18 protein-coding genes are annotated in these 25,855 nt (G+C 70.7%); 11 read left to right on the top strand and 7 right to left on the bottom strand.

The window, feature by feature from the left end; translation table 11 throughout:
- Positions 1 to 124: 124 nt before the first annotated feature.
- Both QF027_RS12535 and QF027_RS12530 read right to left on the bottom strand, forming a co-directional pair.
- Positions 125 to 781, bottom strand: coding sequence for an MBL fold metallo-hydrolase (locus QF027_RS12535; RefSeq protein WP_306983102.1), 657 nt, complete (start codon positions 779 to 781; stop codon positions 125 to 127).
- Between the two features lie 10 nt (positions 782 to 791).
- Entirely contained in the window at positions 792 to 1,478 is a 687-nt protein-coding gene (locus QF027_RS12530; protein WP_307074519.1) for a maleylpyruvate isomerase family mycothiol-dependent enzyme, read from the bottom strand.
- Positions 1,479 to 1,707: 229 nt separating this feature from the next.
- Between QF027_RS12530 and uvrA the strand changes: the two genes are divergently transcribed.
- A complete protein-coding gene (gene uvrA, locus QF027_RS12525) occupies positions 1,708 to 4,725 on the top strand; it encodes an excinuclease ABC subunit UvrA (RefSeq protein WP_307074517.1) in 3,018 nt (1,005 codons plus the stop codon).
- 150 nt (positions 4,726 to 4,875) lie between these two features.
- On the opposite strand, the gene QF027_RS12520 is transcribed toward uvrA, so the two are convergent.
- From QF027_RS12520 to QF027_RS12505, 4 genes are all read right to left on the bottom strand, one after another.
- Positions 4,876 to 5,787 carry a carbohydrate kinase family protein gene (locus QF027_RS12520; RefSeq protein ID WP_307074514.1) on the bottom strand — a complete coding sequence of 304 codons (912 nt, stop codon included), beginning with the start codon at positions 5,785 to 5,787 and terminating at the stop codon, positions 4,876 to 4,878.
- Positions 5,784 to 6,938: a LacI family DNA-binding transcriptional regulator gene (locus tag QF027_RS12515; protein WP_307082349.1), complete on the bottom strand. Its 1,155-nt coding sequence runs from the start codon at positions 6,936 to 6,938 to the stop codon at positions 5,784 to 5,786. The genes QF027_RS12520 and QF027_RS12515 overlap by 4 nt, the downstream gene beginning before the upstream one ends.
- Before the next feature lie 135 nt (positions 6,939 to 7,073).
- Complete coding sequence (locus tag QF027_RS12510; protein WP_307074512.1) at positions 7,074 to 8,030, bottom strand: hypothetical protein; 957 nt, start codon at positions 8,028 to 8,030, stop codon at positions 7,074 to 7,076.
- 213 nt (positions 8,031 to 8,243) lie between these two features.
- The gene (locus QF027_RS12505; protein WP_307074510.1) at positions 8,244 to 8,618 is read right to left on the bottom strand and encodes a response regulator; all 375 of its coding nucleotides are present in this window, start codon (positions 8,616 to 8,618) and stop codon (positions 8,244 to 8,246) included.
- A gap of 207 nt (positions 8,619 to 8,825) precedes the next feature.
- Here QF027_RS12505 and QF027_RS12500 point away from each other — a divergent pair, with 207 nt between their 5' ends.
- The 3 genes from QF027_RS12500 (at position 8,826) to QF027_RS12490 (ending at position 14,336) form a co-directional block, all read left to right on the top strand.
- Entirely contained in the window at positions 8,826 to 10,208 is a 1,383-nt protein-coding gene (locus QF027_RS12500; RefSeq protein ID WP_307074509.1) for an ABC transporter substrate-binding protein, read from the top strand.
- Positions 10,209 to 10,402: 194 nt separating this feature from the next.
- Positions 10,403 to 13,144: a nitrate- and nitrite sensing domain-containing protein gene (locus QF027_RS12495; RefSeq protein ID WP_307074507.1), complete on the top strand. Its 2,742-nt coding sequence runs from the start codon at positions 10,403 to 10,405 to the stop codon at positions 13,142 to 13,144.
- A 517-nt stretch (positions 13,145 to 13,661) separates the two neighbouring features.
- Positions 13,662 to 14,336, top strand: coding sequence for a response regulator transcription factor (locus QF027_RS12490; protein WP_307074505.1), 675 nt, complete (start codon positions 13,662 to 13,664; stop codon positions 14,334 to 14,336).
- An 83-nt stretch (positions 14,337 to 14,419) separates the two neighbouring features.
- Here QF027_RS12490 and QF027_RS12485 read toward each other — a convergent pair whose 3' ends face one another.
- Entirely contained in the window at positions 14,420 to 14,956 is a 537-nt protein-coding gene (locus QF027_RS12485) for a maleylpyruvate isomerase N-terminal domain-containing protein (protein WP_307082347.1), read from the bottom strand.
- Between the two features lie 182 nt (positions 14,957 to 15,138).
- Between QF027_RS12485 and uvrC the strand changes: the two genes are divergently transcribed.
- The 7 genes from uvrC to QF027_RS12450 all read left to right on the top strand — a co-directional run bounded on the left by uvrC (position 15,139) and on the right by QF027_RS12450 (position 25,850).
- The gene (gene uvrC, locus QF027_RS12480; RefSeq protein ID WP_306983126.1) at positions 15,139 to 17,193 is read left to right on the top strand and encodes an excinuclease ABC subunit UvrC; all 2,055 of its coding nucleotides are present in this window, start codon (positions 15,139 to 15,141) and stop codon (positions 17,191 to 17,193) included.
- Positions 17,190 to 18,149, top strand: coding sequence for an RNase adapter RapZ (gene rapZ / locus QF027_RS12475; protein WP_057618362.1), 960 nt, complete (start codon positions 17,190 to 17,192; stop codon positions 18,147 to 18,149). The genes uvrC and rapZ overlap by 4 nt, the downstream gene beginning before the upstream one ends.
- Entirely contained in the window at positions 18,146 to 19,213 is a 1,068-nt protein-coding gene (locus QF027_RS12470; protein ID WP_306983129.1) for a gluconeogenesis factor YvcK family protein, read from the top strand. Before rapZ ends, QF027_RS12470 begins: the two co-directional genes overlap by 4 nt.
- A complete protein-coding gene (gene whiA / locus QF027_RS12465; RefSeq protein ID WP_031057649.1) occupies positions 19,204 to 20,193 on the top strand; it encodes a DNA-binding protein WhiA in 990 nt (329 codons plus the stop codon). The genes QF027_RS12470 and whiA overlap by 10 nt, the downstream gene beginning before the upstream one ends.
- 146 nt (positions 20,194 to 20,339) lie before the next feature.
- The gene (locus tag QF027_RS12460; RefSeq protein ID WP_307074503.1) at positions 20,340 to 23,291 is read left to right on the top strand and encodes a M14 family metallopeptidase; all 2,952 of its coding nucleotides are present in this window, start codon (positions 20,340 to 20,342) and stop codon (positions 23,289 to 23,291) included.
- 213 nt (positions 23,292 to 23,504) lie between these two features.
- A complete protein-coding gene (gene gap / locus QF027_RS12455; protein ID WP_306983135.1) occupies positions 23,505 to 24,515 on the top strand; it encodes a type I glyceraldehyde-3-phosphate dehydrogenase in 1,011 nt (336 codons plus the stop codon).
- Between the two features lie 123 nt (positions 24,516 to 24,638).
- Positions 24,639 to 25,850 carry a phosphoglycerate kinase gene (locus QF027_RS12450; protein WP_307074502.1) on the top strand — a complete coding sequence of 404 codons (1,212 nt, stop codon included), beginning with the start codon at positions 24,639 to 24,641 and terminating at the stop codon, positions 25,848 to 25,850.
- Positions 25,851 to 25,855: the final 5 nt, after the last annotated feature.

Here is a 25,855-nt window from a genome sequence, read left to right as displayed (position 1 = left end):
GCGGGGCTGCTCCCAGTTGACTGCGCAACCATGTGCGCCGGGAGCGCGTGCGTGGCGCCGGCGTGTGTGAAGAGTTCACACGGGGCGCGTGCGAAGGGTATGCGCGGGGCGCGTACCCCGGGGTTCACCACCCCCGCGCGCGCCACTCCGGCAATTGCGGCCGCTCCGCGCCCAGCGACGTGTCGTTCCCGTGTCCCGGGTACACCCACGTCTCGTCCGGGAGCGCGTCGAAGATCTTCGTCTCGACGTCGTGGATCAGGCTGGCGAACGCCTCGGGATCCTTACGGGTGTTGCCCACACCTCCCGGGAACAGACAGTCCCCGGTGAACACATGGGGATGCCCGTGGGGGTCGTCGTAGACGAGGGCGATCGAGCCCGGTGTGTGCCCGACCAGGTGGCGCGCGGTCAGCTCCACACGCCCCACGCGGATGACGTCGCCGTCGTCGACCAGGACGTCAGTGGGCACGGGGATGCCTTCGGCGTCGTCCCGGCCGGCGTACGTACGCGCGCGCGTGGCCGCGACGACCGCGGCGAGCGCCTGCCAGTGGTCGCCGTGCTGATGCGTGGTGACGACGGATGCGATGCCGTCGTCGCCGATCATGCCCAGCAGGGTGTCCGCGTCGTTGGCCGCGTCGATCAGCAGTTGCTCGTCGGTGGCCCGGCAGCGCAGCAGATAGGCGTTGTTGTCCATCGGGCCGACCGCGATCTTGGTGATCATCAGGTCCTTGAGCTCGTGCACGTCGGCGGGCCCGCCGACCGTCACCTGTCCGCTGTACGTCATGACGGTCAGCCTATAGCGGGGGCAGCGAGGGGAGGGTGCCGCCGTGGACCGTCAGGGCCGAGCCGTCGCGGCGGCCGGCCAGCCAGCCGAGCAGGTCGGCCCGGCGCCCTGTGACGACGAGCGCGATGTCCCCGTGGCCGCCCGTCGGGAGCCGGTGGCCGTCGGCCTCCTCGATCATGAGGGAAGGCACCTCGGGGTGGCCCAGGAAACGCTCCGCGAGGAAGGTGATCTCGCGCTGGACGAAGTCCTCCGGAAGATCCTCCAGCTCGTAGCCGATCCCGAGGTCCACGTGGTGCAGCTCCACCTCGGCCCACCGCCGGAACGGCACCCGGGACGCCGAGTCGGTGACCCCGTTGCGGAGCTCGACCGTGCGCGACCAGTCGGCCGGTGCGGCCCCCACCTCCTGGAAGCGCTCGGCACTCTCGCGGAGGTCGGCGAGCTGGACGTCGAGGGGGCGCGGGGCGTCGCGCTCGATGTCGGCGTCACGCGCTTTCGCGGAGGGGTACATGGGCTGTCCCCGCAGAACGTTCACGAGGGCGTCGGCATTGCGGGACAGGTGCGCGAGGACATGGCCGCGGCTCCAGCCGGGCAGCCGTGACGACTCGGTCACGGACGCGTTGTCCAACGTGGCGGCTGCGGTCAGGAGCCGCTCGGTCGCACCACGTACAGACACCAGGTCATGAGCGTGATCAATCATGCTGCTGACCCTAGCCCCGCCACCCCTTTGGGTGAAGGTGGTGAAGCAGTGCCGTAAATCGAAAGCGCGTGCTATATGGTCGGGTGCGGCGTCGGGCATGCTGGATGGTCGGGGATTGTTATGCCTCCGGGGAATCCGACCGGCGTTGTCAGTGGCTCCCCCTAGTCTGAGAAAGCACGGGGGCCCCGCCCCTGTCACTCCTCTCAAGCCAAGAAAGGTGCGGACCGGCGTGGCCGACCGTCTCATCGTCCGTGGCGCGCGCGAGCACAACCTGAAGAACGTCTCGCTCGACCTGCCTCGCGACTCGCTCATCGTCTTCACGGGCCTGTCCGGGTCGGGCAAGTCCTCCCTGGCCTTCGACACCATCTTCGCCGAGGGCCAGCGTCGCTACGTGGAGTCGCTCTCCTCGTACGCCCGCCAGTTCCTCGGCCAGATGGACAAGCCCGACGTCGACTTCATCGAGGGCCTCTCGCCCGCGGTCTCCATCGACCAGAAGTCGACCTCGCGCAACCCGCGCTCGACGGTCGGCACCATCACCGAGGTCTACGACTACCTGCGCCTGCTCTTCGCGCGCATCGGCAAGCCGCACTGTCCCGAGTGCGGCCGCCCGATCTCGCGCCAGTCGCCGCAGGCCATCGTCGACCGGGTCCTGGAGCTGCCGGAGGGGAGCCGCTTCCAGGTGCTCTCGCCGCTGGTGCGGGAGCGCAAGGGAGAGTTCGTCGATCTCTTCGCCGATCTCCAGACCAAGGGTTACAGCCGTGCGCGCGTGGACGGCGAGACCATTCAGCTCTCCAACCCGCCCACGCTGAAGAAGCAGGAGAAGCACACCATCGAGGTGGTCATCGACCGCCTCACGGTGAAGGAGTCCGCCAAGCGCCGTCTCACCGACTCGGTGGAGACCGCCCTCGGCCTCGCCGGCGGCATGGTCGTGCTCGACTTCGTCGACCTCCCCGAGGACGACCCCGAGCGCGAGCGCATGTTCTCGGAGCACCTGTACTGCACCTACGACGACCTGTCCTTCGAGGAGCTGGAGCCCCGTTCCTTCTCCTTCAACTCGCCCTTCGGCGCCTGCCCCGACTGCTCCGGCATCGGCACGCGCATGGAGGTCGACCCGGAGCTGATCGTCCCCGACGAGGACAAGTCCCTCGACGAGGGCGCCATCCACCCCTGGTCGCACGGCCACACCAAGGACTACTTCGGCCGTCTGATCGGCGCTCTCGCGGACGCGCTGGGCTTCCGGACGGACATCCCCTTCGCCGGGCTGCCCCAGCGCGCCAAGAAGGCCCTGCTCTACGGTCACAAGACGCAGATCGAGGTCCGCTACCGCAACCGGTACGGCCGCGAGCGGGTCTACACGACCCCCTTCGAAGGTGCCGTTCCCTTCGTCAAGCGCCGGCACAGCGAGTCCGAGAGCGACGCCAGCCGCGAGCGCTTCGAGGGCTACATGCGCGAGGTGCCCTGCCCCACCTGTGAGGGCACCCGCCTCAAGCCGCTCGTCCTCGCGGTCACCGTCATGGGGAAGTCGATCGCCGAGGTCTCCGGCATGTCCATCAGCGACTGCGCGGACTTCCTGGGTGAGCTGAAGCTCAGCGCCCGTGACAAGAAGATCGCCGAGCGGGTCCTCAAGGAGGTCAACGAGCGGCTGAAGTTCCTGGTCGACGTCGGCCTGGACTACCTCTCGCTGAACCGCGCGGCCGGCACCCTCTCCGGCGGCGAGGCCCAGCGCATCCGTCTGGCCACCCAGATCGGCTCCGGACTCGTCGGCGTCCTGTACGTCCTCGACGAGCCGTCCATCGGCCTGCACCAGCGCGACAACCACCGGCTGATCGAGACCCTGGTCCGGCTGCGCGACATGGGCAACACGCTCATCGTCGTCGAGCACGACGAGGACACCATCAAGGTCGCCGACTGGATCGTCGACATCGGCCCCGGCGCGGGTGAGCACGGCGGCAAGGTCGTGCACAGCGGCTCCCTGAAGGAGCTGCTCGCCAACGCCGAGTCGGAGACCGGCCAGTACCTGTCGGGCAAGAAGGCCATCCCGCTGCCCCACATCCGCCGCCCCCTCGACCCGTCCCGGCAGCTCACGGTGCACGGAGCCCGCGAGAACAACCTCCAGGACATCGATGTGTCCTTCCCGCTGGGCGTGTTCACCGCGGTCACCGGTGTCTCCGGCTCCGGCAAGTCGACCCTGGTCAACGACATCCTGTACACGCACCTGGCGCGCGAGCTCAACGGCGCGCGGAGCGTCCCGGGCCGGCACACGCGCGTGGACGGTGACGACCTCGTCGACAAGGTCGTGCACGTCGACCAGTCGCCCATCGGCCGCACCCCGCGGTCCAACCCGGCGACGTACACCGGCGTCTTCGACCACGTCCGCAAGCTGTTCGCCGAGACCACCGAGGCGAAGGTCCGCGGCTACATGCCCGGCCGCTTCTCCTTCAACGTCAAGGGCGGCCGCTGCGAGAACTGTGCGGGCGACGGCACTATCAAGATCGAGATGAACTTCCTCCCGGACGTCTACGTCCCGTGCGAGGTCTGCCACGGCGCCCGCTACAACCGGGAGACCCTGGAGGTCCACTACAAGGGCAAGTCCATCGCCGACGTCCTGAACATGCCGATCGAGGAGGCGACGGAGTTCTTCGAGGCCGTCCCCGCGATCGCCCGCCACCTCAACACCCTCAAGGACGTCGGTCTCGGTTACGTCCGTCTCGGCCAGGCCGCGACCACCCTGTCCGGTGGCGAGGCCCAGCGCGTGAAGCTCGCCAGCGAGCTCCAGAAGCGGTCCACCGGCCGTACGGTCTACGTCCTGGACGAGCCGACCACCGGTCTGCACTTCGAGGACATCAGCAAGCTGCTGAAGGTCCTGTCCGGGCTGGTCGACAAGGGCAACACCGTCATCGTCATCGAGCACAACCTCGATGTGATCAAGACGGCCGACTGGGTCGTCGACATGGGCCCCGAGGGCGGCGCGGGCGGCGGACTCGTCGTCGCCGAGGGCACCCCGGAGGAGGTCGCCGGAGTCCCGGCCAGCCACACCGGCAAGTTCCTCAGGGAGATCCTCGGCGCCGACCGGATCAGCGACGGAGCCTCCGTGAAGGCCCCGCGCAAGGCACCGGCCAGGAAGACGGCCGCGGCGAAGAAGACGGTCGCCGCCGAGTCGACGCCGAAGAAGACGGCGACGGCCAGGACGACGACAACCAAGAAGGCCGCGCCCGCCAAGAAGGCCACCCGGGCCCGCAAGGCCTGAGACGCCGGGGCGGCGAGCCGAACACATCCGGTGAAAACACGCGACGAGCGGTGCCCCGCGGGAACTCCCCGCGGGGCACCGCTCGCTCCGTCGTCAGCCCCCTGGGTCGACGTGCCGCCCCGTGCGGACGGATACCGGTCTCGTCAGTGCCTACAGTCCACCCAGTTCGGACGCGTACGGCGGCTGCGCCCCCGCCCGTGAGCAGGTGATCGCGGCCGCGCGTGCCGCGAATCGCAGCAGCCGGGTCCAGTCCTCGACGCCCAGGCCCGCGAGCGCCGCCGGGGACAGCGCGTCGAGGGTGCCCAGACCGTGCAGCAGGGCCGCGTTCACGGTGTCGCCGGCGCCGATGGTGTCCACGACGTCGACCTTCTCGCCCGGCACGGCAAGCGCCGCCCCGTCCCGGGTGAACACGGTCAGCCCGTCACCGCCATGGGTGACCACGACGGCCGAGGGTCCCGAGGCCAGCCACTCGCGCGGGGTGCCGCCCAGCCACAGCGCGTCCTCCTCGGAGAGTTTGAGCAGCGACACCGACGGCAGCCAGCTCTTGAACCGAGCCCGGTAGGCGTCCGCGTCGGGGATCAGCCCGGCCCGGATGTTCGGGTCGAGCGCGGTGAACACACCCTGCGCGGCCGCGGTCCGCAGCAGCTCCTCGTATGCGCTCGCCCCCGGCTCAAGGACCAGCGAGCAGGTCCCGAAGGACACCGCGCGCGTGTCGGTGGGGAGTGAGGCGGGGGCGGCGAACAGACGGTCGGCGGTGCCGTCGACGTAGAAGGAGTAGGCGGCCGAGCCGTTGGTGTCGATCGTGGCGACGGCGAGCGTGGTGGGTTCCGTACCGCGCTGCACGGGGGACACGTCCACCCCCGCCTCCCGCAGCCCGTCGAGCAGGGCCTCGCCGAAGGCGTCGAGCGAGGTGCGGGAGCAGAAGGCAGTGGGGGAGCCGAGCCGGCCGAGGGCCACGGCGGTGTTGTAGGGGCCGCCGCCGAGCGCCGGCGTGAGGCTCGCGAGGGCGCCTCTGCCCTGCGGTACCAGGTCGATCAGGGCCTCACCGGCGACGACGATCACGAGACGTTTCCTTTCTCGAACTGCGAGGGCTGCGAGGGCTGGGAAGGCTGAGAGAACTGCGAGGGCTGCGAGGGCTGCGAGGGCTGCCCCCGCTCCCCGGAGTCGGGGCAGCCGCATGACGTGCGGTGGACGAACGTGCAGTCGAGGCGCACGGTCCGGGCGGGCCGGTCCGGCGCGGCGAGGCGGTCCAGGAGCACACGGACCGCCTGTGCGCCGATCTCCCTGCTGGGCTGGGCGATCGCGGTGAGCCGGGGCGAGAACAGGTCGGCCCAGGCGAAGTCGTCGAAGCAGCACAGGGCGAGGTCGTCCGGTACCGACAGACCGCGGTCGCGCAGGGCGCGCAGGGTGCCGATGGTCATGGCGTTGTTGGCGGTGACGAGGGCGGTGGGCGGTGCGGCGAGGGAGAGCAGGGTGGCTGTGGCCCGTTCGGCTCCGGCCGACTCGGAGTCGCCGTGGACGACGAGGTCGTCGTCGTAGGGGAGACGGGCGGTGGTGAGGCCCTGGCGGTATCCGGTGATCCGTTCGGCGGTGGTGCTCAGTCCGGGCAGGCCCGCCACCAGGCCGATGCGCCGGTGGCCGCGTCCGGCGAGATGGGTGACCAGCCGGGCCGTCGGCCCCGTGTTCTCGGCGCAGACCTGGTCGAAGCGCTGCGGGCCGTCCGCCGGGGCCTCGACCCCACCGCCGGCCACGCCTTCGATCACTCCGTCGATCACGCGGTCGAGGAACACCGTCGGGACCCGGTGGCGCCCAAGGTAGGAGACCAATTCGCGCGGGTCCGCCGAGGGCGCGACGATCATGCCGTCCACACGCCTCTCGTGCAGCAGCTGGACGACCTTGCACTCGTGGTCGGGATCGTCGTGCGGATCGGCGATGAGCAGGCTGTAGCCGTGTTCCAGCGCACCCGCCTCGACGCCCTGGAGGATCTCCGTGAAGTACGGGTTGCTGATCGCCGACACCGCGAGCCCGATGGAGTGGGTGCGGGAGGTCACCAGGGAGCGGGCGAGGGTGTTGGGCGTGTAGCCGAGCTCGTCGACGGCGTCCAGCACGGCCTGGCGGGTGTGGGGCAGGACCGGCCGGGTGCCGTTGAGGACGTGCGAGACGGTCGCCACGGACACCCCCGCGCTGCGTGCCACGTCGGCCATGGTCGGCATCGGGTTCCCCTCCCGGAAGGACGCCCACAGGGCACCAGAACGGCGGCCCATGGCCCGGAAGGTATCCCATTCAGCGGCGCACGTAAACGCTTGCGCAAGCGTTTACGTGCCGTCACCGAGCGGACGGCACACCGCTCACTCCCAGTCCCACCCGATCCCCACGGCCCCCGAGCGCACCCGCGGCTCGACGAGGTGCACCGAGTGGTGGTGGCCGGTGAGGGCCAGCTCCTGGCGGCCGCTGCGGGGGGCCGCGGGGGAGTGCTGGGCGAAGCGGTGGCAGCGCAGGGGCAGGGCGTTCTCGTCGAACCGGACCTGGAGCGCGTACTGACCGCCCGGTGAGCCGAAGCCGCGGACGTACTCGCGGGACACTCCGGCCGTGCCGTCCTCGACGCAGTAGCGGAACAGGAAGGTGTCGCCCGCGCGCAGCCGGGCGTCGAGGAGCAGCTCGGCGACGAGCACCCCCGTGTCGTGGTGCGAACGGACGCGTCCCGTACGGCAGTTCTCCAGGGCGTGCACGGTCATGAGGTCAGGCTTGCACCCCGGGTCGCCGTGGTGGACGGCCATGAAACGGTCGACGCCCTCACGGTGGGCGCGCACGATGTGGTGCGACTCGCGGCCGCGCAGCTCGCGGCGCGCCCCGATGTCTATCCGCTCGTGGTGGCCGAGAGTGTGCAGGCCGCCGTCGGGCGGCGAGTCCAGCTCGCCCAACAGCTGTTCGAGGACGTCCGAGGCCGCGAGGAGGGAACGGTAGGAACGGGCCGCGGGCTGCACAGCGGCCGACCGGTCGTCGTGCTCGGCGAGGAGCCGGATCAGTGACTCCTCCGGCAGCTGCAGGATCTCTTCCAGCGCCCGTACGGCCCGCAGCGACTCGGGACGCTGCGGGCGCCGGGCACCCTGCTGCCAGTAGCTCAGGCTGGTGACGCCCACCCTGACTCCGTACCGCGTCAGATGGTGCTGGACGCGCTGCAGCGGCAGCCCCCGGGCGGCGATCGCGGCGCGCAGCGCGACGTGGAAGGGGCCGCCTCGCAGGGCCGTGTCCAGTTCCGCGTCGGCGACGGTCGCGACGTCCGCGTGCTGTGTGGCGTGCGGCATGCAGGGGCCTTTCTGTGCAGGTCCGGGCGGCTGGTCAGGCCGTTCGTGAGGGTGCGTCGGGGCCGTCCGCGGCAGTGCCGCAAGGAGGCTTCACATCCGTACGCCGTCGTTCCCGGCCCCGAGTTCCCCCGCATTGAAGCGTGTTGACCAAGTCCCGACAACACCTGCCGCCGAACGATGGCGCACTCCCGGCCGGACGGCGGGCCCTCCGTTTCAGGCGGGCGGGGCCTCCCCGTCGCCGCCCAGCAACTCCCTGATCGCCCGCGCCGACAGCGCCGACTTGGGCAGAAAGCCGCGCGCCGGGCTGCCGGCGACCAGCTCCTCGAAGTCGTCCAGCGCGTGCGTGGAGATCAGGATGATGACGCAGGAGACACTGCGGGCCAGCTCCACCGCCACGTCGAACCCGCTCTCGCCGTCGAGGTCGAGATCGACCAGGACGACGTCCGGGCTCAGCTCCGCGGCCCGTGCGAGAGCCTCGGTACCCGACAGTGCGACGCCGACGACAGGTATACCGTCGCGTTCCAGCAGACTTCGCGCGGCCTCCAGGAACCGGATGCTGTCATCGACGAGAAGACAGCGCATGGACATGCGCACAGGGTCCCAACCGTCCGGGGATTGCGCTTTCCGGCTACCCGGAAAGAGTCGGGACGGATTGCTTCCCGGCACCTGGAATGTGCTCAAGTCCTGTACCGAGTGCGCCAGTTCCCGCTCACCCAGCGCAGCGAGAGGTGACGGGCGGTAGCATGTGGGCTGCCCTGGGAAGGCCGTGCGAGTCCGGTCGAGTGGGGGTGTGCGATGAAAGCGCCGCTCGGAGACGTCGGAAGAGGCCGTGGGCGTCGCGCCCTGGCCTCGGGGCTGGTGGCAGCCGCGCTGCTGCTCGCCGCGTGCGGTGGCGGGGGAGGCGGCGGCGACAGGGGCGAGCGGGTCCGCACCGACACCACCTGTGACGGCAGGATCGAGGGCACCACGCAGGTCACCGTGTGGTTCCACGCGGGGCCGAGCGCCGAGTACAACACACTGCGCCGCCAGGTCCGGGACTTCAACAAGGCGCAGCGGGAGGTACGGGTCGAGGCCGTCACACTGCCCGAGCAGCGGCCGTACAACGAACTGGTGCTCTCCGCCGCGGCCAGCGGCGACCTGCCGGACCTGCTCGACTTCGACGGACCCCGGCTCTACAGCTACGCCTGGTCGGGCAAGATCAAGCCGATCGACTCCTGTCTGCCCGACGGCCTGCGGAAGGACCTGCTGCCCTCGATCCGCCAACAGGGCACCTACGCGGGGAGGTTGTACGGGCTCGGCACCTTCGACTCCGGGCTCGGGCTCTATGTGCGGCCCTCAGTGCTGAAGAAGGCCCATCTCAGGATTCCCCAGGGCGCCGAGGACGCCTGGACCGTCCGCGAGTTCAGGGACATCCTGCGCACCCTGCGCAAGGCGGGGTACCGGTATCCGCTCGACATGGGCCTCGTCGACGCGAAACCCGGCGAGGAGTGGAACACCTACGGCTTCGCGCCCGCGGTGTGGTCGGCGGGAGGGGATCTCATCGACCCCAGGACGTTCCGGACCGCCGACGGCTTCCTGAACGGACCCGAGGCGGTCGAGGCGCTCACCACCTTGCAGAACTGGGTGGAGGAGGGGCTCGTCGAGCCCGGCAGGAGCGAACACGCCTTCGCCCAGGAGCGCAGTGTCATCTCCTGGACAGGCCACTGGTGGTACCCGGACTACACCAGGAAGTTCCCCGGTGACCTGGCGATCGTGCCGCTGCCCGACTTCGGCGAGGGCACCGTCACCGGGATGGGCTCCTGGCAGTGGGGCGTGACCTCGGGCGGGGCCGACGGCGACGCCGTATGGCGCTTCCTCGCCTATCTGCTGAAGCCGGACCAGATCCACCGCATGAGCGTGGCCAACGGCGCGATCCCGGCCACGCACAGCGCGGTGAAGCTCTCGCCGGAGTACGCCGAGGGCGGCGCCGAGCACCTGTTCATCGAGCAGTTGACGGACGGCGTGGCCCGGCCGAGGCCGCGCACCCCCGCCTACCCGGCGATCACCGAGGCGTTCTCCCGGGCCTTCCCGAAGATCATGATCGACAGGGCCCCGGTGAAGGCCACGCTCGACGAGGCGGTCGAGGCCATCGACAAGGACCTCGCCGCCCATGACGGTTACCCGAAGGGCGGATCGTGAGCCGTCGCCGTGCCGGGGCGCGTGGCTCTCGGGACGCATGGACGCCAGCGGAGTTCGCGGGCATGCTGAAGGGGCCGGGCCACGACCGACCGAGCCCTGCGCGGGCGCGTGAAAAGGCCCTCCACAAAGGGGTGTTTCGCATGACGGAACCCAACGGCACCATGCACGGAAGCGTCGGCGCCTGAGGCCCTGCCATGCGCCGCTCACCGCTCGGACGAAGCTCCGGGGTCCCGCACCGCGTCCCGCTGCTCGCCCGGCTGCGCGTCGGCCGGAAGCTGATGCTGCTGGTCCTGCTGCCGGTGACCGGGCTGCTCGCCTTCACCGCCTTCAGCTCCGTGGCCCAGTGGCGGGAAGCGCGGACCCTGCGCGACTTCCACACCGGCACCGGGGTGTCGTTCGCGACGGCCGAGGTCACCGACGCCGTCGCAGGCGAGCGGCTCGCCGCCGTCAAGGCCCGGCTGCGCCCCGGCCAGGACACGCCGGCGGAACGGACGGAGGCCGAACGCGCCACCGACCGGGCCCTGGAGCGCGCCGTGACCCGCGCCGCCTCGTGGTCCGGATCCGACATCGCCGGCGACCTCGGCGCCCTCGGCCGTCAACTGCACTCCCTGCGCGTCCAGATCACCACCGGCTCGCTCACCGCCCCCGACATCGCCGAGCAGTACGGCGGCGTCGAGGACACCCTGCTCCACGACGTCACCGCGCTCGAAGCCGGCCGCCCCACCCGGGCCTCGGGCCGCGCCGCCGACGCCCACATCGCGCTCCTGCGAGCCATCGAGGCCGCCGACCGAGAACAGGCGGAGGTCGCCGCCCTGCTCGCCGGGCCCGCAGGCCGGCCCACCGGCGCCGGACGCTGGCCCGCGCTCGAGACGGCCCAGCTGGACGCCTTCCGGGAGAACACCTCGGCCGAACTGCGGACCCAGCTGTACGTCATCCAGTTCCGGGACCCCGGCCGAGCCGTCCGCAGGATCCGCGACCTGCTCGCCACCGCCCGCCCGGAGACCGCCGCCTGGCCCTCGTACGAGCGCTGGCTCGCCGACTCCGGGGCCCGCATCGACGCGCTGCGCGGCATCCAGGACCGGGCCGCCCTCGAACTCGACGCCACGGCCGGCCACGACCGCCGCGACGCGGAGGTCCGCGTGGTGCGCGACCTCACCGCCTCCCTGGCCGTGCTCGCCCTCGTCACCTTCCTCGCGCTCGCCCTCAGCCGGTCGATCACCCGGCCCCTCGGCCAGGTCGCCGCGGGCGCCCGGGCACTGTCGTACGGCGATCTCTCGTACGACATCCGGTACGCGGGCCGCGACGAACTGGGCGATGTCGCCGACACCTTCCGCGAACTGCGCGTGACCACCGAGCGGCTGGCAGCCGAGATCCGCGCCATGAACACGGCGATCGACCACAACCGCCTCGAACACCGCGCCGACGAAGCCTCCTTCGAGGGCACGTGGAGCCAGCTGCTGGGCGGCATGAACGGCACCATGGCCTCCTTCGCGGCGGCGCACGGGCGGCGCGAGGAGGCCGAGCAGGAACTGGCGAGCATCTTCAACCTCTCTCTGGACCTGCTCTGCATCAGCGGGACCGACGGCTACTTCAAGCGGGTCAACCCGGCCTTCGAGCGCACTCTGGGCCACCCGCGCGAGACGATCCTGTCGATGCCGTTCATCGAGTTCGTGCACGAGGAGGACCGGGACACCACCCGTGCGGCCCTCGCACGGCTGGCCGACGGCGTCGAGGTGGCCGAGTTCGAGAACCGCTACCTGCGCGCGGACGGCACCGAGTGCTGGCTGCAGTGGAGCGCCCGGCCGGTCCTGGAACAAGGACTCATCTACGCCACCGCACGCGACGTCACCGAGAGCCGCCGCACCGCCCGGGAACAGGCCGCCCTGCGCCGGGTCGCCACCCTGGTGGCACACGGCGCCCCGCCGTCCGAGGTGTTCGCGAGGGTGGCCGAGGAGGTGGGGGACCTGCTGGACACCACCGCGGCCGTCCTGCGGCAGGAGCCCGACGGCAGGCAGACCGTCCTCGGGACGGTGCTCGGCATCCCGGAAGAACTCGAACAGGCCACGCGCAAGGAGCGCAGCGAGGCGGGGTACGAGGCGATCGACGCGGTCACCCGGACCCGGCGCGCCGCCCACGTGGGACACGCCGTGGGCGCGCCCATCGTCGTCGACGACCGGCTGTGGGGCTTCGTCGTCGCGGCCTCTCCCCTGGAGATGCTGCCGGTGGGCACCGAGTCGCGGCTGGCCGACTTCACCGAACTCGTCGCCACCGCCATCGCCAACGCCGACAGCCGTGACCAGCTGACCGCCTCACGCGCGCGCGTGGTGGCCGCGGCGGACGCCTCCCGGCGGCGCATCGAGCGCGATCTGCACGACGGTGTCCAGCAGCGGCTCGTCGCCCTCCAGCTGGATCTGCGGCTCGCCGAGAGCCTGGTGACCGACCAGTCCTCGGAACTCGCCGAACAGCTGGCACATGTCGGCAAGGGCCTCGACGACGCCTTCCAGGACCTGCTCCAGGTGGCCCGGGGCGTCCACCCGGCCATCCTCTCCAAAGGCGGCCTGGGACCCGCCCTGCGCTCCCTGGCCCGCCGCTCCGCCGTCCCCGTCGAGCTCGACCTGAAGCTGCCCGCGGCCCGACTGCCGGAACAACTGGAGGTGGCCGCCTACTACGTGACCTCCGAATGCCTCACCAACGCGGCGAAGCACGCGCACGCGCGCGTGGTGGAGGTCTCGGCGGAGATCCGGGACGGAGTTCTGGAGCTGGCCATCCGCGACGACGGCGTCGGCGGCGCCGAGCCGGGACGCGGTTCCGGGCTGATCGGTCTCATCGACCGGGTCGAGGCGATCGGCGGCAAGCTGGCGGTCAGCAGCCCGCCCGGCGAGGGCACCACCATGGACGTGCGGCTGCCCCTGGGCGAGCCCTCGCCGGACCGGTGACCGCCCGGGGCGCACGCCGGGGAGTTCGTCCAGGTGGGGGAGCCTGAACTGGGTGACGTCGCGTACGCTCCGGGCGGTCCTGTCGGACGGAGAGGCATCCGTCCGGCTCTGGAGGCGGTGGGTTGCGCCGTTCTGTGCGGTCTGCAGACGCTTGGCCCGCACGAGGTCCGGGTCCCTCGGGTCCAGGACGTCGACCGTGCCGTACGTCTCGTCCGGGTACTGACGGGCACGGACCGGCCGCCGCTGCTTCTCGATCCGTGTCCGCCGCATGTCCCGCACCCTTCGGCCGTGCGACCTTCCGTCCCTCGCCCGGGACGGCCGGTCGGACTGCATCTGCACTGGTTCGAGCATCGCCCGGACACGTCCTGATGTCGTCACGGCAAGCCTCCAATTCCGCTTCCGGCTAGCCGTAAACCCAAGGGTGGGGCAGGCTGTTGGGGCGCGGGCAGAGGGCGGGGCCGGGGGAGCTCCGACCTTGGACGACGCACCGCACAGGCCGGGCGAGGGGGGCTGGGGCATGGACGACGCAGCGCAGCAGCCGGCACGGGGACGGGTCGTCCTCGCCGACGACGACATCCTGCTCAGGGAGGGTCTCGCCAGCCTGTGCGAGCGCGTCGGATACCAGGTCGCGGGCCAGGCCGGTGACGCGGTCCGGCTCCTGGAACTGGTCGACGAGGAACGCCCCGAACTGGCGATCGTCGACATAAGTATGCCTCCGGACCACTCGACCGAAGGCCTCAAGGCCGCCCGTACCATCCGTGAGCGCCACCCTGACACCGGCATCCTCGTCCTGTCCGCGTTCGTCGAGGTCGAGGACGCCCTGGAACTGCTGGCGAGCGGCCGCAAGGTCGGCTACCTCCTCAAGAGCCGCGTCACGGTCGTCGACGAGTTCATCGAGGCCCTGGAGCGCATCCACCGGGGCGGCTCGGTGGTCGACCCCTCCCTGGTGCAGGAGCTGTTCTCCGCCCAGCGCCGCGACGACCCGCTCGCCCGTCTCAGCGCTCGCGAGCGCGAAGTGCTCGCCCTGATGGCCGAGGGCCGCTCCAACGCCGGCATCGGCCGACGCCTGTGGGTCACCGAGGGCACCGTCGAGAAACACGTCCGCAGCATCCTCGGCAAACTCGCCCTCACGGAGGACACCGACGACCACCGCCGGGTGCTGGCCGTGCTGACGTTCCTGGAGTCCCGGTAGGACCTGTCCGGCGGACAGGGGGAAGGCCGCCTGTGTCGTCCACGGGCCCTCCACCGCGGCCGTGATCCGGCTCCGGGCAGGCGCTAGAACGCCGCGATCGGACCGGTGGCTCGTTCACGGCGGGCCAGGGCGCGCATCACCGGAAGGAAGCCGTGGCGAACCGCGGCGATGCGGGTGAGACAGTCGGCGACCGCCTCGGCGGCCTCGGCGGGCACCGACGGCGTGGGGATCTCCAGACTGACGGCCAGGTCGTCGAGGTGGACCACCAGTTCCACGAGGCGCGTGAGCAGGCATTGGTCGAGCGGCAGTACGTGGGTGAACACACCGACAGGCCGGTCGAGCGGCATGGACGGCAGCCGGGTCGTGAGCCGGGCGCGAGCGGCGTCGAACGCCTCGGCCAGGACGTCGGGCCCACCGGCCGCCTCCTGCTCGCCCACCTCGCGGATCCGTAGCGGCACCGCATCGTCCAGATCCGGCGCCGGGCCGACACCGGCCACGAAGTACATGACCGCGTCAATGGGGGGCCGGCCCGCCGGGACCGGCTCGGCCAGCCACCGCTCGACGTTGAGGACCGCTCTGGCCAGATGCCCCGCCAGGCCGCTGACCCGGAACCGGTCCAGCGCGCTCGGCCGCTCTCAGCGCTCGGCCAGCACCGGCGAGCGCAGGAGCACGGACGCGACCCCGGCGGTGTCGAGAAAGGCGGAGATCACACCGGGAGATCAGCGGCCGACCCGATGCGTGGCCACCGGCCGTTGTCCACAGGCTCACCGGACTGTCAGCCCTCGCCAGTAGGGTGTGAGACATGGCCGACCCCTCCAGCTACCGCCCCAAACCAGGGGAGATCCCGGACTCTCCCGGGGTGTACAGGTTCCGCGACGAGCACCGCCGGGTGATCTACGTCGGAAAGGCGAAAAGCCTGCGCCAGCGCCTGGCGAACTACTTCCAGGACCTGGCGAGCCTGCACCCCCGCACCCGCACGATGGTGACCACGGCCGCGTCCGTGGAGTGGACGGTGGTGTCCACGGAGGTCGAGGCCCTCCAGCTGGAGTACTCCTGGATCAAGGAGTTCGACCCCCGGTTCAACGTCAAGTACCGCGACGACAAGAGCTACCCGTACCTCGCGGTGACGATGAACGAGGAGTTCCCGCGCGTGCAGGTGATGCGCGGCCAGAAACGCAAAGGCGTCAGGTACTTCGGGCCGTACGGGCACGCGTGGGCGATCCGCGACACCGTCGACCTCCTCCTGCGCGTCTTCCCGGTCCGCACCTGCTCCGCCGGCGTCTTCAAGAACGCCGCCCGCACCGGCCGCCCCTGCCTCCTCGGCTACATCGGCAAGTGCTCGGCGCCCTGCGTCGACCGCGTCTCCGCCGACGAACACCGCGACCTGGCCGAGGACTTCTGCGACTTCATGGCCGGCCGCACCGGCACCTACATCCGCCGTCTCGAGCAGCAGATGAAGGACGCGGCCGAGGAGATGGAGTACGAGCGGGCGGCCCGCCTGCGCGACGACATCGGGGCCCTGAAGAAGGCCATGGAGAAGAGCGCGGTGGTGCTCGCCGACGCGACCGACGCCGACCTGATCGCCGTCGCCGAGGACGAGCTGGAGGCCGCCGTCCAGATCTTCCACGTGCGCGGCGGACGTGTCCGGGGCCAGCGCGGCTGGGTCACCGACAAGGTCGAGGAGATCACCACCGGCGCCCTCGTCGAGCACGCCCTCCAGCAGCTCTACGGCGAGGAAAAGGGCGATTCGGTCCCCAAGGAGGTCCTCGTCCCGGCCCTGCCCGACCCGGTCGAGCCGGTCCAGGAGTGGCTGACCGAGCGCCGCGGCTCGGGGGTCTCCCTGCGCATCCCGCAGCGCGGCGACAAGAAGGCCCTCATGGAGACCGTGCAGCGCAACGCCCTCCAGGCGCTCGGCCTGCACAAGACCAAGCGCGCCTCCGACCTGACCACGCGCTCGCGTGCCCTGGAGGAGATCGCCGAGGCCCTCGACCTGGACAGCGCGCCGCTGCGGATCGAGTGCTATGACATCTCCCACCTCCAGGGCGACGACGTGGTCGCGTCCATGGTCGTCTTCGAGGACGGACTCCAGCGCAAGAGCGAGTACCGCCGCTTTCAGATCAAAGGCTTCGCCGGGCAGGACGACGTCCGGTCCATGCACGAGGTGATCTCCCGCCGCTTCCGGCGCTACCTCGCCGAGAAGGAGAAGACGGGCGAGTGGGTGGACGACCTCCCCGAGGAGGGCGCCCCCGAGAACGGCCTCAAGGACGACGACGGCCGCCCGAAGAAGTTCGCCTACCCGCCCCAGCTCGTCGTCGTCGACGGCGGGCAGCCCCAGGTCGCCGCCGCCAAGAAGGCCCTGGACGAGCTCGGCATCGACGACATCGCCGTCTGCGGCCTCGCCAAGCGCCTGGAGGAGGTCTGGCTGCCGGGCGAGGACGACCCGGTCGTGCTGCCCCGCACCAGCGAAGGCCTGTACCTTCTGCAGCGGGTCCGTGACGAGGCCCACCGCTTCGCGATCACCTACCAGCGCACCAAGCGGGCCCAGCGCTTCCGGTCGAGCCCGCTCGACGACGTCCCCGGGCTCGGGGACACGCGCAAGCAGGCCCTGCTGAAACATTTCGGGTCCTTGAAGAAACTACGATCCGCCACCATCGACCAGATCTGCGAGGTCCCCGGCATAGGCCGCAAGACGGCCGAGACGATCGCCGTGGCCCTCGCCCAGGCGGCCCCGGCCGCGCCCGCCGTGAACACGGCGACTGGAGAGATCATGGATGAGGAGGAACCCGGCACCATGGGTTCCGGTGGGGAGCCCGTGACGGCGGGTGCCCCGGACGAACGACGGGGGCAGGAGACATGAATGTGAACGAGCACGAAGAACAACAGGACCAGGGCGGAGAAGACGCACAGGTGAGTACGGGCGCACCCGCCGATGCGGCCGGAGTCCCGGAGGCGGCCATCCCCGAGCTGGTGATCATCTCCGGGATGTCCGGCGCCGGGCGCTCCACCGCAGCGAAGTGTCTGGAGGACCTCGGCTGGTTCGTCGTCGACAACCTCCCGCCCGCGCTGATCCCCACCATGGTGGAGCTCGGCGCCCGCTCGCAGGGCAATGTCGCGCGGATCGCCGTGGTCGTCGACGTCCGCGGAAGGCGCTTCTTCGACAACCTCCGCGAGTCCCTCGCCGACCTGGCGGCCAAGCACGTCACCCGGCGGATCGTCTTCCTGGAGTCCTCCGACGAGGCCCTGGTGCGCCGCTTCGAGTCCGTGCGCCGCCCGCACCCCCTCCAGGGCGACGGCCGCATCGTCGACGGCATCGACGCCGAGCGCGAGCTCCTGCGCGAGCTGCGCGGCGACGCCGACCTGGTCATCGACACCTCCAGCCTCAACGTGCACGAGCTGCGCGCCAAGATGGACGCCCAGTTCGCCGGCGAGGAGGAGCCCGAGCTCAGGGCCACCGTCATGTCCTTCGGCTTCAAGTACGGCCTCCCGGTCGACGCCGACCTGGTCGCGGACATGCGGTTCCTGCCCAACCCGCACTGGGTCCCGGAGCTGCGCCCCTTCACCGGCCTCAACGAGGAGGTGTCGGCGTACGTCTTCAACCAGCCCGGCGCCAAGGAGTTCCTCGACCGCTACGCCGAGCTGCTGCGCCTCATCGCGGCCGGCTACCGCCGCGAGGGCAAGCGGTACGTGACCATCGCCATCGGCTGCACCGGCGGCAAGCACCGCTCGGTCGCCACGTCGGAGAAGCTCGCCGCGCGCCTCGCGGCCGAGGGTGTGGAGACGGTGGTCGTACACCGGGACATGGGACGGGAATGACCGCACGTAGTCCGCGGCTGAGCAGGCTGCGCAGGGTCGTCCCCGAAGGGCGCGCGACCCGGCCCGTCGAGGCCCGGGGTGCACGACCCCGTCGGCGCGGCGCCCAGCCCAAGGTGGTCGCGCTCGGCGGTGGCATGGGCCTGTCCGCCTCGCTCGCCGCACTGCGCCGGATCACCGGCGACCTCACCGCCGTCGTCACCGTGGCCGACGACGGCGGCTCCAGCGGGCGCCTGCGCGACGAGCTGGGCGTCCTGCCGCCCGGTGACCTGCGTAAGGCGCTGGCCGCGCTGTGCGGCGACGACGACTGGGGCCAGACCTGGGCCAGGGTCATCCAGTACCGCTTCCAGTCCAAGGGCGACCTGCACGAACACGCGGTCGGCAACCTGCTCATCGTCGCCCTGTGGGAGCAGCTCGGCGACCATGTCCAGGCCCTCGACCTGGTCGGCAGACTCCTCGGCGCGCACGGGCGCGTGCTGCCCATGTCCGCCGTACCCCTGGAGCTCCAGGCCCTGGTCAAGGGGCACGACCCGGACCGGCCCGAGGACGTGGAGACCGTAAGGGGACAGGCGACCGTGGCTCTGACCCCGGGTGAGGTGCAGTCGGTGCACGTCGTGCCGCACGACCCGCCCGCGGTCCCCGAGGCGGTGGAGGCGGTCCTGGACGCGGACTGGGTGGTCCTCGGACCCGGCTCGTGGTTCTCCTCGGTCATCCCGCATCTGCTGGTGCCCGAACTCCTGGACGCGCTCACCCAGACGAAGGCGCGCCGGGTACTCTCCCTGAACCTCGCACCGCAGCCGGGAGAAACCGATGGCTTCTCCCCGCAGCGTCATTTGGAGGTTTTGGGACGACACGCCCCTAAACTCGCCCTGGACGTGGTGCTGGCCGACCAGGCCGCCGTGCCCGACCGCGATTCCCTGACCGATGCCGCCAAGCGGTTCGGCGCCGCGGTCGAGCTGGCGCCGGTGGCCCGGCCCGACGGAACCCCGAGGCACGACCCGGAGCTGTTGGCCGCCGCGTACGACCGTATTTTTCGGATGCATGGAAGGATCGGCCCATGGCGATGACGGCAGCGGTGAAGGACGAGATCTCCCGGCTCCCCGTCACCCGGACCTGCTGCAGAAAGGCGGAGGTCTCCGCCATCCTGCGGTTCGCCGGCGGCCTCCACCTGGTGAGCGGGCGCATTGTGATCGAGGCGGAGCTGGACACCGCGATGGCGGCCCGCAGACTGAAGCGGGACATCCTGGAGATCTTCGGCCACAGCTCCGAACTGATCGTGATGGCACCGGGCGGACTGCGCCGCGGTTCGCGTTACGTCGTCCGGGTCGTGGCCGGCGGTGACCAGCTGGCCCGCCAGACCGGCCTGGTCGACGGCCGGGGACGCCCGATCCGGGGGCTTCCCCCGCAGGTCGTCTCCGGTGCCACCTGCGACGCCGAGGCCGCCTGGCGCGGAGCCTTCCTGGCGCACGGCTCGCTCACCGAGCCCGGCCGCTCTTCCTCCCTGGAGGTGACCTGCCCGGGCCCCGAGGCCGCGCTCGCCCTGGTCGGCGCCGCCCGCCGCCTCTCGATCGCCGCCAAGGCCCGCGAGGTCCGCGGCGTGGACCGCGTGGTCGTCCGGGACGGTGACGCGATCGGTGCCCTGCTCACCCGGCTGGGTGCCCACGAGTCGGTGCTCGCCTGGGAGGAGCGCCGGATGCGCCGCGAGGTGCGGGCCACGGCGAACCGTCTCGCCAACTTCGACGACGCCAACCTCCGCCGCTCCGCGCGCGCGGCCGTGGCCGCCGGAGCCCGGGTCCAGCGGGCCCTGGAGATCCTCGCCGACGACGTTCCCGAGCACCTCGCCGCCGCCGGGCGGCTGCGCATGGAGCACAAGCAGGCCTCCCTGGAGGAGTTGGGCGCGCTCGCCGACCCGCCGCTGACCAAGGACGCCGTCGCCGGCCGTATCCGCCGCCTGCTGGCCATGGCCGACAAGCGCGCCTCCGACCTCGGCATTCCGGGCACGGAGTCCAGCATCACCGAGGAGATGGCCGACAACCTGGTCGGCTGACCGTCACTCACCACGCCGGTGCCGACGCCCACTTGGGACGTCGGCACCGGCGTTTGCGTATCCGTGAGGCGCCCTTGACTGGATCATCAAGTGTCATGAGCCTGGCATCTGTTCGCTGCTGTGGCGGACCACCGCAAGGGGGGCTCATGAGACGAAGAGCGAGACCGATCCTCGCCGTTGGCGCGCTCCTGCTCGGCGGCGCGGGCATCGCGCCCGTCGCCCAGGCCGCGGAGAGCGCAGGTTCTCCTGATCCGAACGAAGTCAAGGTCTTCCGCGCCGAGGTGACCAGCGGGCAGGTACCCCTGCTGCTGGCGGCCGGGCAGGACGGCCACGAACTGAGCGAGCAGGTGCCCGCGAAGGGCACCGCGACCGTCGAGGTCTACCTCACCGACCAGGAGGCCCGGAAGCTCGAAGGGCAGGGCGTCGAGCTCACCGAGCACACCCTGACCGCCAAGGCCGAGGCCCGCGTGGACAAGGCCGCCGAGGGTGTGTTCCGGCCGTACAGCGGAAGCGGCGGCCTCCAGGAGGAGATCCTCGCGACGGCCCGGGCCAACCCCGGCCTCACCAAGGTCGTCTCCATCGGCAGGACCGTGAACGGCCAGGACATCCTCGCGCTCAAGCTGACCAAGAACGCGAAGAAGTCCAAGGACGGCGCCAAACCCTCCGTCCTCTACATGTCCAACCAGCACGCGCGCGAGTGGATCACGCCGGAGATGACCCGCCGGCTGCTCCACCACTACGTCGACAACTACAAGAGCGACAAGCGCGTCAAGAAGATCGTCGACTCCACCGAGCTGTGGTTCGTCCTGTCGGCCAACCCCGACGGCTACGACCACACCTTCCAGAGCGACGGCAACCGCCTGTGGCGCAAGAACCTGCACGACAACAACGGCGACGGCACCATCGGTGTCGGCGACGGCGTCGACCTCAACCGCAACTTCTCCTACAAGTGGGGCTACGACAACGAGGGTTCGTCCCCCAACCCCACCAGTGAGACCTACCGCGGCGCGGCCCCCTCCTCGGAGCCCGAGACCAAGGCACTGGACGCCTTCGAGAAGCGGATCGGCTTCACGTACGGCATCAACTACCATTCCGCCGCCGAACTCCTCCTCTACGGCGTCGGCTGGCAGGTGGCCACCGACACGCCCGACGACATCATGTACAAGGCGCTCGCCGGCACCCCCAACAACTCCGCCATCCCCGGCTACCGTCCGCAGGTCTCCTCGGAGCTGTACACCACCAACGGCGAGGCGGACGGCCACGCGTCGAACGTCAACGGCCTGGCGATGTTCACCCCCGAGATGTCGACCTGCCAGACCGCCTCGGACCTCGACCCGAACGACCAGTGGAACGCGGCGGACTGCCAGTCGGTCTTCAACTTCCCGGACGACGAGAGGCTGATCCAGCAGGAGTTCGAGAAGAACATCCCCTTCGCGCTCTCCGTCGCCGAGTCCGCGGCCAAGCCCGACCAGCCGAAGTCGTCGCTCGGCCTGAAGGCCGCCGACTTCACCCCGAAGCCGTTCACCACCTCCTACTCGCGCGGTGCGGACCAGGAGGTCTCCGTCGTCGTACGCAGGTCCGTGCGCGACAAGGAGCTCAAGTACCGCGTCAACGGCGGCCGTACGAAGGACATCGCGCTCAAGGCCTGGAAGGGCGGCGAGACGTACGGCGGTGAGGACAACCTCTCCTTCGACGAGTACCGCGCCAAGGTCGCCGACGGCGATCCGGGCGACAAGGTCGAGGTCTGGTTCACCGGCCGGACGAAGAGCGGAAAGCCCAGCTCCAGCGCGCACTTCACCTACACGGTGGCCGAGCGGCCGCGCGCGGACGTGCTCGTGGTCGCCGAGGAGGGCGCGACCGCCGAACAGGCGCAGACCTACGTGGACGCCCTCAAGGCGGCCGGCCGCAGGGCGATCGTCTGGAACGTCGCCACACAGGGCGCGCCCGACGCGCTCGGCGTGCTGGACCACTTCAGGACCGTCGTTCACTACTCGGGCGCGACCGTCCCGGGCAACCCCACCCAGCTCCAGCTACGCGCCTTTCTGAACGAGGGCGGCAAGCTGATCGAGGCGGGCGAGCGGGCCGGCGGCAGCGTCGACCTGGGCGGCGGCACCCTGTCGAACGACTTCAGCCAGTACTACCTGGGCGCCTACACCCGTACGACCCTGCCGGGCGCCTCGGCCTTCCAGGGCACCGGCAGACTCGCCGGAGCCGGCGCGAGCCTCGCAGCCGCCCCCGGCAACCCGCTGGACACGGCCGGATCCTTCAGCGTCACCTCGGACAACCTGCCCGTGGCGACCTTCCCGCAGTTCGCGAGCGCGGGAGCCGGCACGTACCCCGGCACACCCAACCCGTACGGACCGTACGAGGGCACCTCCATGGCGGCCGTCACGCACAGCGACTACGCCTGGAACCGCCTCACCCGCACCATCGACCTCACCCAGGTGACCGCCGCGCAGGCGCCCACGCTGCGCACCCGGATGCTCTGGGACACCGAGGAGGGCTACGACCACGCCGCCCTGGAGGCGCACACTGCCGGGGCGGACGACTGGACCACGCTCCCCGAGAAGGGCGGCGCCACCAGTACCGCCGTGCCCGAGGAGTGCGGTGCCGGGTTCTTCATCGCGGCCCACCCCGCTCTCGAGCGCTATCTGACCCTGGGCACCGACGGCTGCACGGCCTCCGGCACCAGTGGCCGGTGGAACAGCCTCACCGGGGCCTCGGCCGGCTGGCAGGAGGTCTCCTTCGACCTCTCCGCGTACGCGGGCAAGAAGGTCGAGGTGTCCTTCAGCTACATCACCGACCCCGGGTCCGGCGGTCGCGGCGTCCTCGTCGACAACACCTCGGTCGTCGTCGGCGGCCAGAACGTCGAGACAGAGGGCTTCGAGACCTCGCTCGGCGCGTGGAGCGTGCCCGGGCCGCCCGCGGGCAGCCCCGCGGTCGTGAAGGACTGGGGGCGCGCCGGAGAGCTGTTCAAGACCTACGGAGCGGTCACCACGGACGACACCGTGCTGCTGGGCTTCGGCCTGGAGCACGTCACCGCGGCGGCCGACCGCACGGTCCTGCTCGCCAAGGCGCTCGCGGCCATAGGCGGGTGAACGCCGCGTGACTCGATGTAGTCATTACGGGTGACCGGAGATCTCGGTCCAGGGCGGTCCGTACCCCTACTGGCGGGTACGGACCGCCCTGCCGGGTATGGGGCATCTCGATGTCACCCCGCCGGGCTCAGGGAGGTAGGGTCGGGGGTGGTCGGGGACATCCCATACAGCTCGCCGGTCTCACAACCGGCGTACCAACGAGGAGATCGGTTCGTGACGATCCGCGTAGGCATCAACGGCTTTGGCCGCATCGGTCGTAACTACTTCCGCGCGCTGCTGGAGCAGGGTGCTGACATCGAGATCGTGGCTGTCAACGACCTGGGTGACACCGCGACCACCGCGCACCTGCTGAAGTACGACACCATCCTGGGCCGCCTCAAGGCCGAGGTGTCGCACACCGCCGACACGATCACCGTCGACGGTCACACCATCAAGGTGCTGTCCGAGCGCAACCCGGCCGACATCCCGTGGGGCGAGCTGGGCGTCGACATCGTCGTCGAGTCGACCGGCATCTTCACGAAGAAGGCCGACGCCGAGAAGCACATCGCGGGCGGCGCCAAGAAGGTCCTCATCTCGGCTCCGGCCAAGGACGAGGACATCACCATCGTGATGGGCGTCAACCAGGACAAGTACGACCCGGCGAACCACCACGTCATCTCCAACGCCTCCTGCACCACCAACTGTGTGGCGCCGATGGCCAAGGTCCTCGACGAGAACTTCGGCATCGTCAAGGGCCTGATGACGACGGTCCACGCGTACACGAACGACCAGCGCATCCTGGACTTCCCGCACTCGGACCTGCGCCGCGCCCGCGCCGCCGCCGAGAACATCATCCCGACCACCACGGGTGCCGCCAAGGCCACCGCGCTGGTCCTCCCGCAGCTCAAGGGCAAGCTGGACGGCATCGCCATGCGCGTCCCGGTCCCGACCGGTTCGGCCACCGACCTGGTCGTGACGCTGCAGCGCGAGGTCACCAAGGACGAGGTCAACGCCGCGTTCAAGAAGGCCTCCGAGGACGGCGACCTCAAGGGCTACCTGTCGTACACCGAGGACCCGATCGTCTCCTCGGACATCGTCAGCGACCCGGCCTCCTGCACGTTCGACTCCTCCCTGACCATGGTCCAGGAGGGCAACTCGGTGAAGATCCTCGGCTGGTACGACAACGAGTGGGGCTACTCCAACCGCCTCGTCGACCTCACGGTCTTCGTCGGCAACCAGCTCTGATCGACCGATCAGGCACCTAGGTGTGTGAGCAAGGGCTCGGGCAGCGTGAGGACGCGTTGCCCGAGCCCTCACTCACGTGATCAGCTTTCGTACGATCCAGAGCCCTCCTCAGGAGTCCCCTTTATGAAGACGATCGACGAACTCCTCGCCGAAGGCGTGGCCGGCAAGCGGGTCTTCGTCCGCGCCGACCTCAACGTGCCGCTGTCCGGCACCACCATCACCGACGACGGCCGTATCCGAGCCGTTCTGCCGACCGTGAAGGCCCTCGCCGACGCCGGCGCCCGCGTGGTCGTCGCCTCGCACCTGGGCCGCCCCAAGGGCGCTCCGGACCCGGCCTTCTCCCTCGCCCCGGCCGCCGCCCGCCTCGGTGAACTCCTGGACGCCCCCGTGGAGTTCGCGACCGACACGGTGGGCGAGTCGGCCACCGCCACGGTCGCGGGCCTCGCCGACGGCCAGGTCGCGGTCGTCGAGAACCTCCGCTTCAACGCCGGCGAGACCTCCAAGGACGACGCCGAGCGCGGCGCCTTCGCGGACCAGCTCGCCGCCCTCGCCGATGTCTACGTCGGCGACGGCTTCGGCGCGGTCCATCGCAAGCACGCCTCGGTGTTCGACCTCCCGGCCCGGCTGCCCCACTACGCAGGGCACCTCATCGCCACCGAGGTCGGCGTCCTGAAGAAGCTCACCGACGACGTCAAGCGCCCCTACGTGGTCGTGCTCGGCGGCGCCAAGGTCTCCGACAAGCTCGCCGTCATCGACGAGCTGCTCGGCAAGGCCGACCGCATCCTCATCGGCGGGGGCATGGCCTTCACCTTCCTCAAGGCCAGGGGCCACGAGGTCGGCGCCTCCCTCCTCCAGGAGGACCAGATCCCGGCGGTTCTGGAGTACATCGAGCGCGCCGAGAAGACCGGCGTCGAGCTGGTCCTGCCGGTCGACGCGGTGGTCGCCCCCGCGTTCCCGGACCTGAAGACCAAGGCCCCGGCCGACTCCACCACCGTCGCCGCGGACGCCATCCCCGCCGACCGGATGGGCCTGGACATCGGCCCGGCGTCCGGCAAGCTGTACGCCTCGAAGATCACCGACGCCGCCACCGTCTTCTGGAACGGTCCCATGGGCGTCTTCGAACACCCCGAATTCGCCGAGGGCACCAAGGCGGTCGCCCAGGCTCTCCTCGACTCCGCGGCCTTCACGGTGGTCGGCGGTGGCGACTCCGCCGCGGCCGTCCGCACCCTGGGCTTCGACGAGAACGCATTCGGCCACATCTCGACCGGTGGCGGCGCCTCCCTCGAATACCTCGAGGGCAAGACGCTCCCCGGCCTCGCCGCACTGGAGGACTGACCTAC

The sequence above is a fragment of the Streptomyces canus genome (assembly GCF_030816965.1).
Taxonomy (GTDB): domain Bacteria; phylum Actinomycetota; class Actinomycetes; order Streptomycetales; family Streptomycetaceae; genus Streptomyces; species Streptomyces canus_E.
This window is presented reverse-complemented; position numbering and strand designations above follow the sequence as displayed.

Coding starts and splice junctions, on each gene's coding strand:
- QF027_RS12500 (WP_307074509.1), top strand. CDS start 8,826: ATGAAAGCGCCGCTCGGAGACGTCGGAAGAGGCCGTGGGCGTCGCGCC.
- QF027_RS12515 (WP_307082349.1), bottom strand. CDS start 6,938: ATGCCGACCATGGCCGACGTGGCACGCAGCGCGGGGGTGTCCGTGGCG.
- QF027_RS12450 (WP_307074502.1), top strand. CDS start 24,639: ATGAAGACGATCGACGAACTCCTCGCCGAAGGCGTGGCCGGCAAGCGG.
- QF027_RS12490 (WP_307074505.1), top strand. CDS start 13,662: ATGGACGACGCAGCGCAGCAGCCGGCACGGGGACGGGTCGTCCTCGCC.
- QF027_RS12460 (WP_307074503.1), top strand. CDS start 20,340: ATGAGACGAAGAGCGAGACCGATCCTCGCCGTTGGCGCGCTCCTGCTC.
- uvrC (WP_306983126.1), top strand. CDS start 15,139: ATGGCCGACCCCTCCAGCTACCGCCCCAAACCAGGGGAGATCCCGGAC.
- QF027_RS12530 (WP_307074519.1), bottom strand. CDS start 1,478: ATGATTGATCACGCTCATGACCTGGTGTCTGTACGTGGTGCGACCGAG.
- QF027_RS12495 (WP_307074507.1), top strand. CDS start 10,403: ATGCGCCGCTCACCGCTCGGACGAAGCTCCGGGGTCCCGCACCGCGTC.
- whiA (WP_031057649.1), top strand. CDS start 19,204: ATGGCGATGACGGCAGCGGTGAAGGACGAGATCTCCCGGCTCCCCGTC.
- rapZ (WP_057618362.1), top strand. CDS start 17,190: ATGAATGTGAACGAGCACGAAGAACAACAGGACCAGGGCGGAGAAGAC.
- QF027_RS12510 (WP_307074512.1), bottom strand. CDS start 8,030: ATGCCGCACGCCACACAGCACGCGGACGTCGCGACCGTCGCCGACGCG.
- QF027_RS12505 (WP_307074510.1), bottom strand. CDS start 8,618: ATGTCCATGCGCTGTCTTCTCGTCGATGACAGCATCCGGTTCCTGGAG.
- QF027_RS12470 (WP_306983129.1), top strand. CDS start 18,146: ATGACCGCACGTAGTCCGCGGCTGAGCAGGCTGCGCAGGGTCGTCCCC.
- QF027_RS12535 (WP_306983102.1), bottom strand. CDS start 781: ATGACGTACAGCGGACAGGTGACGGTCGGCGGGCCCGCCGACGTGCAC.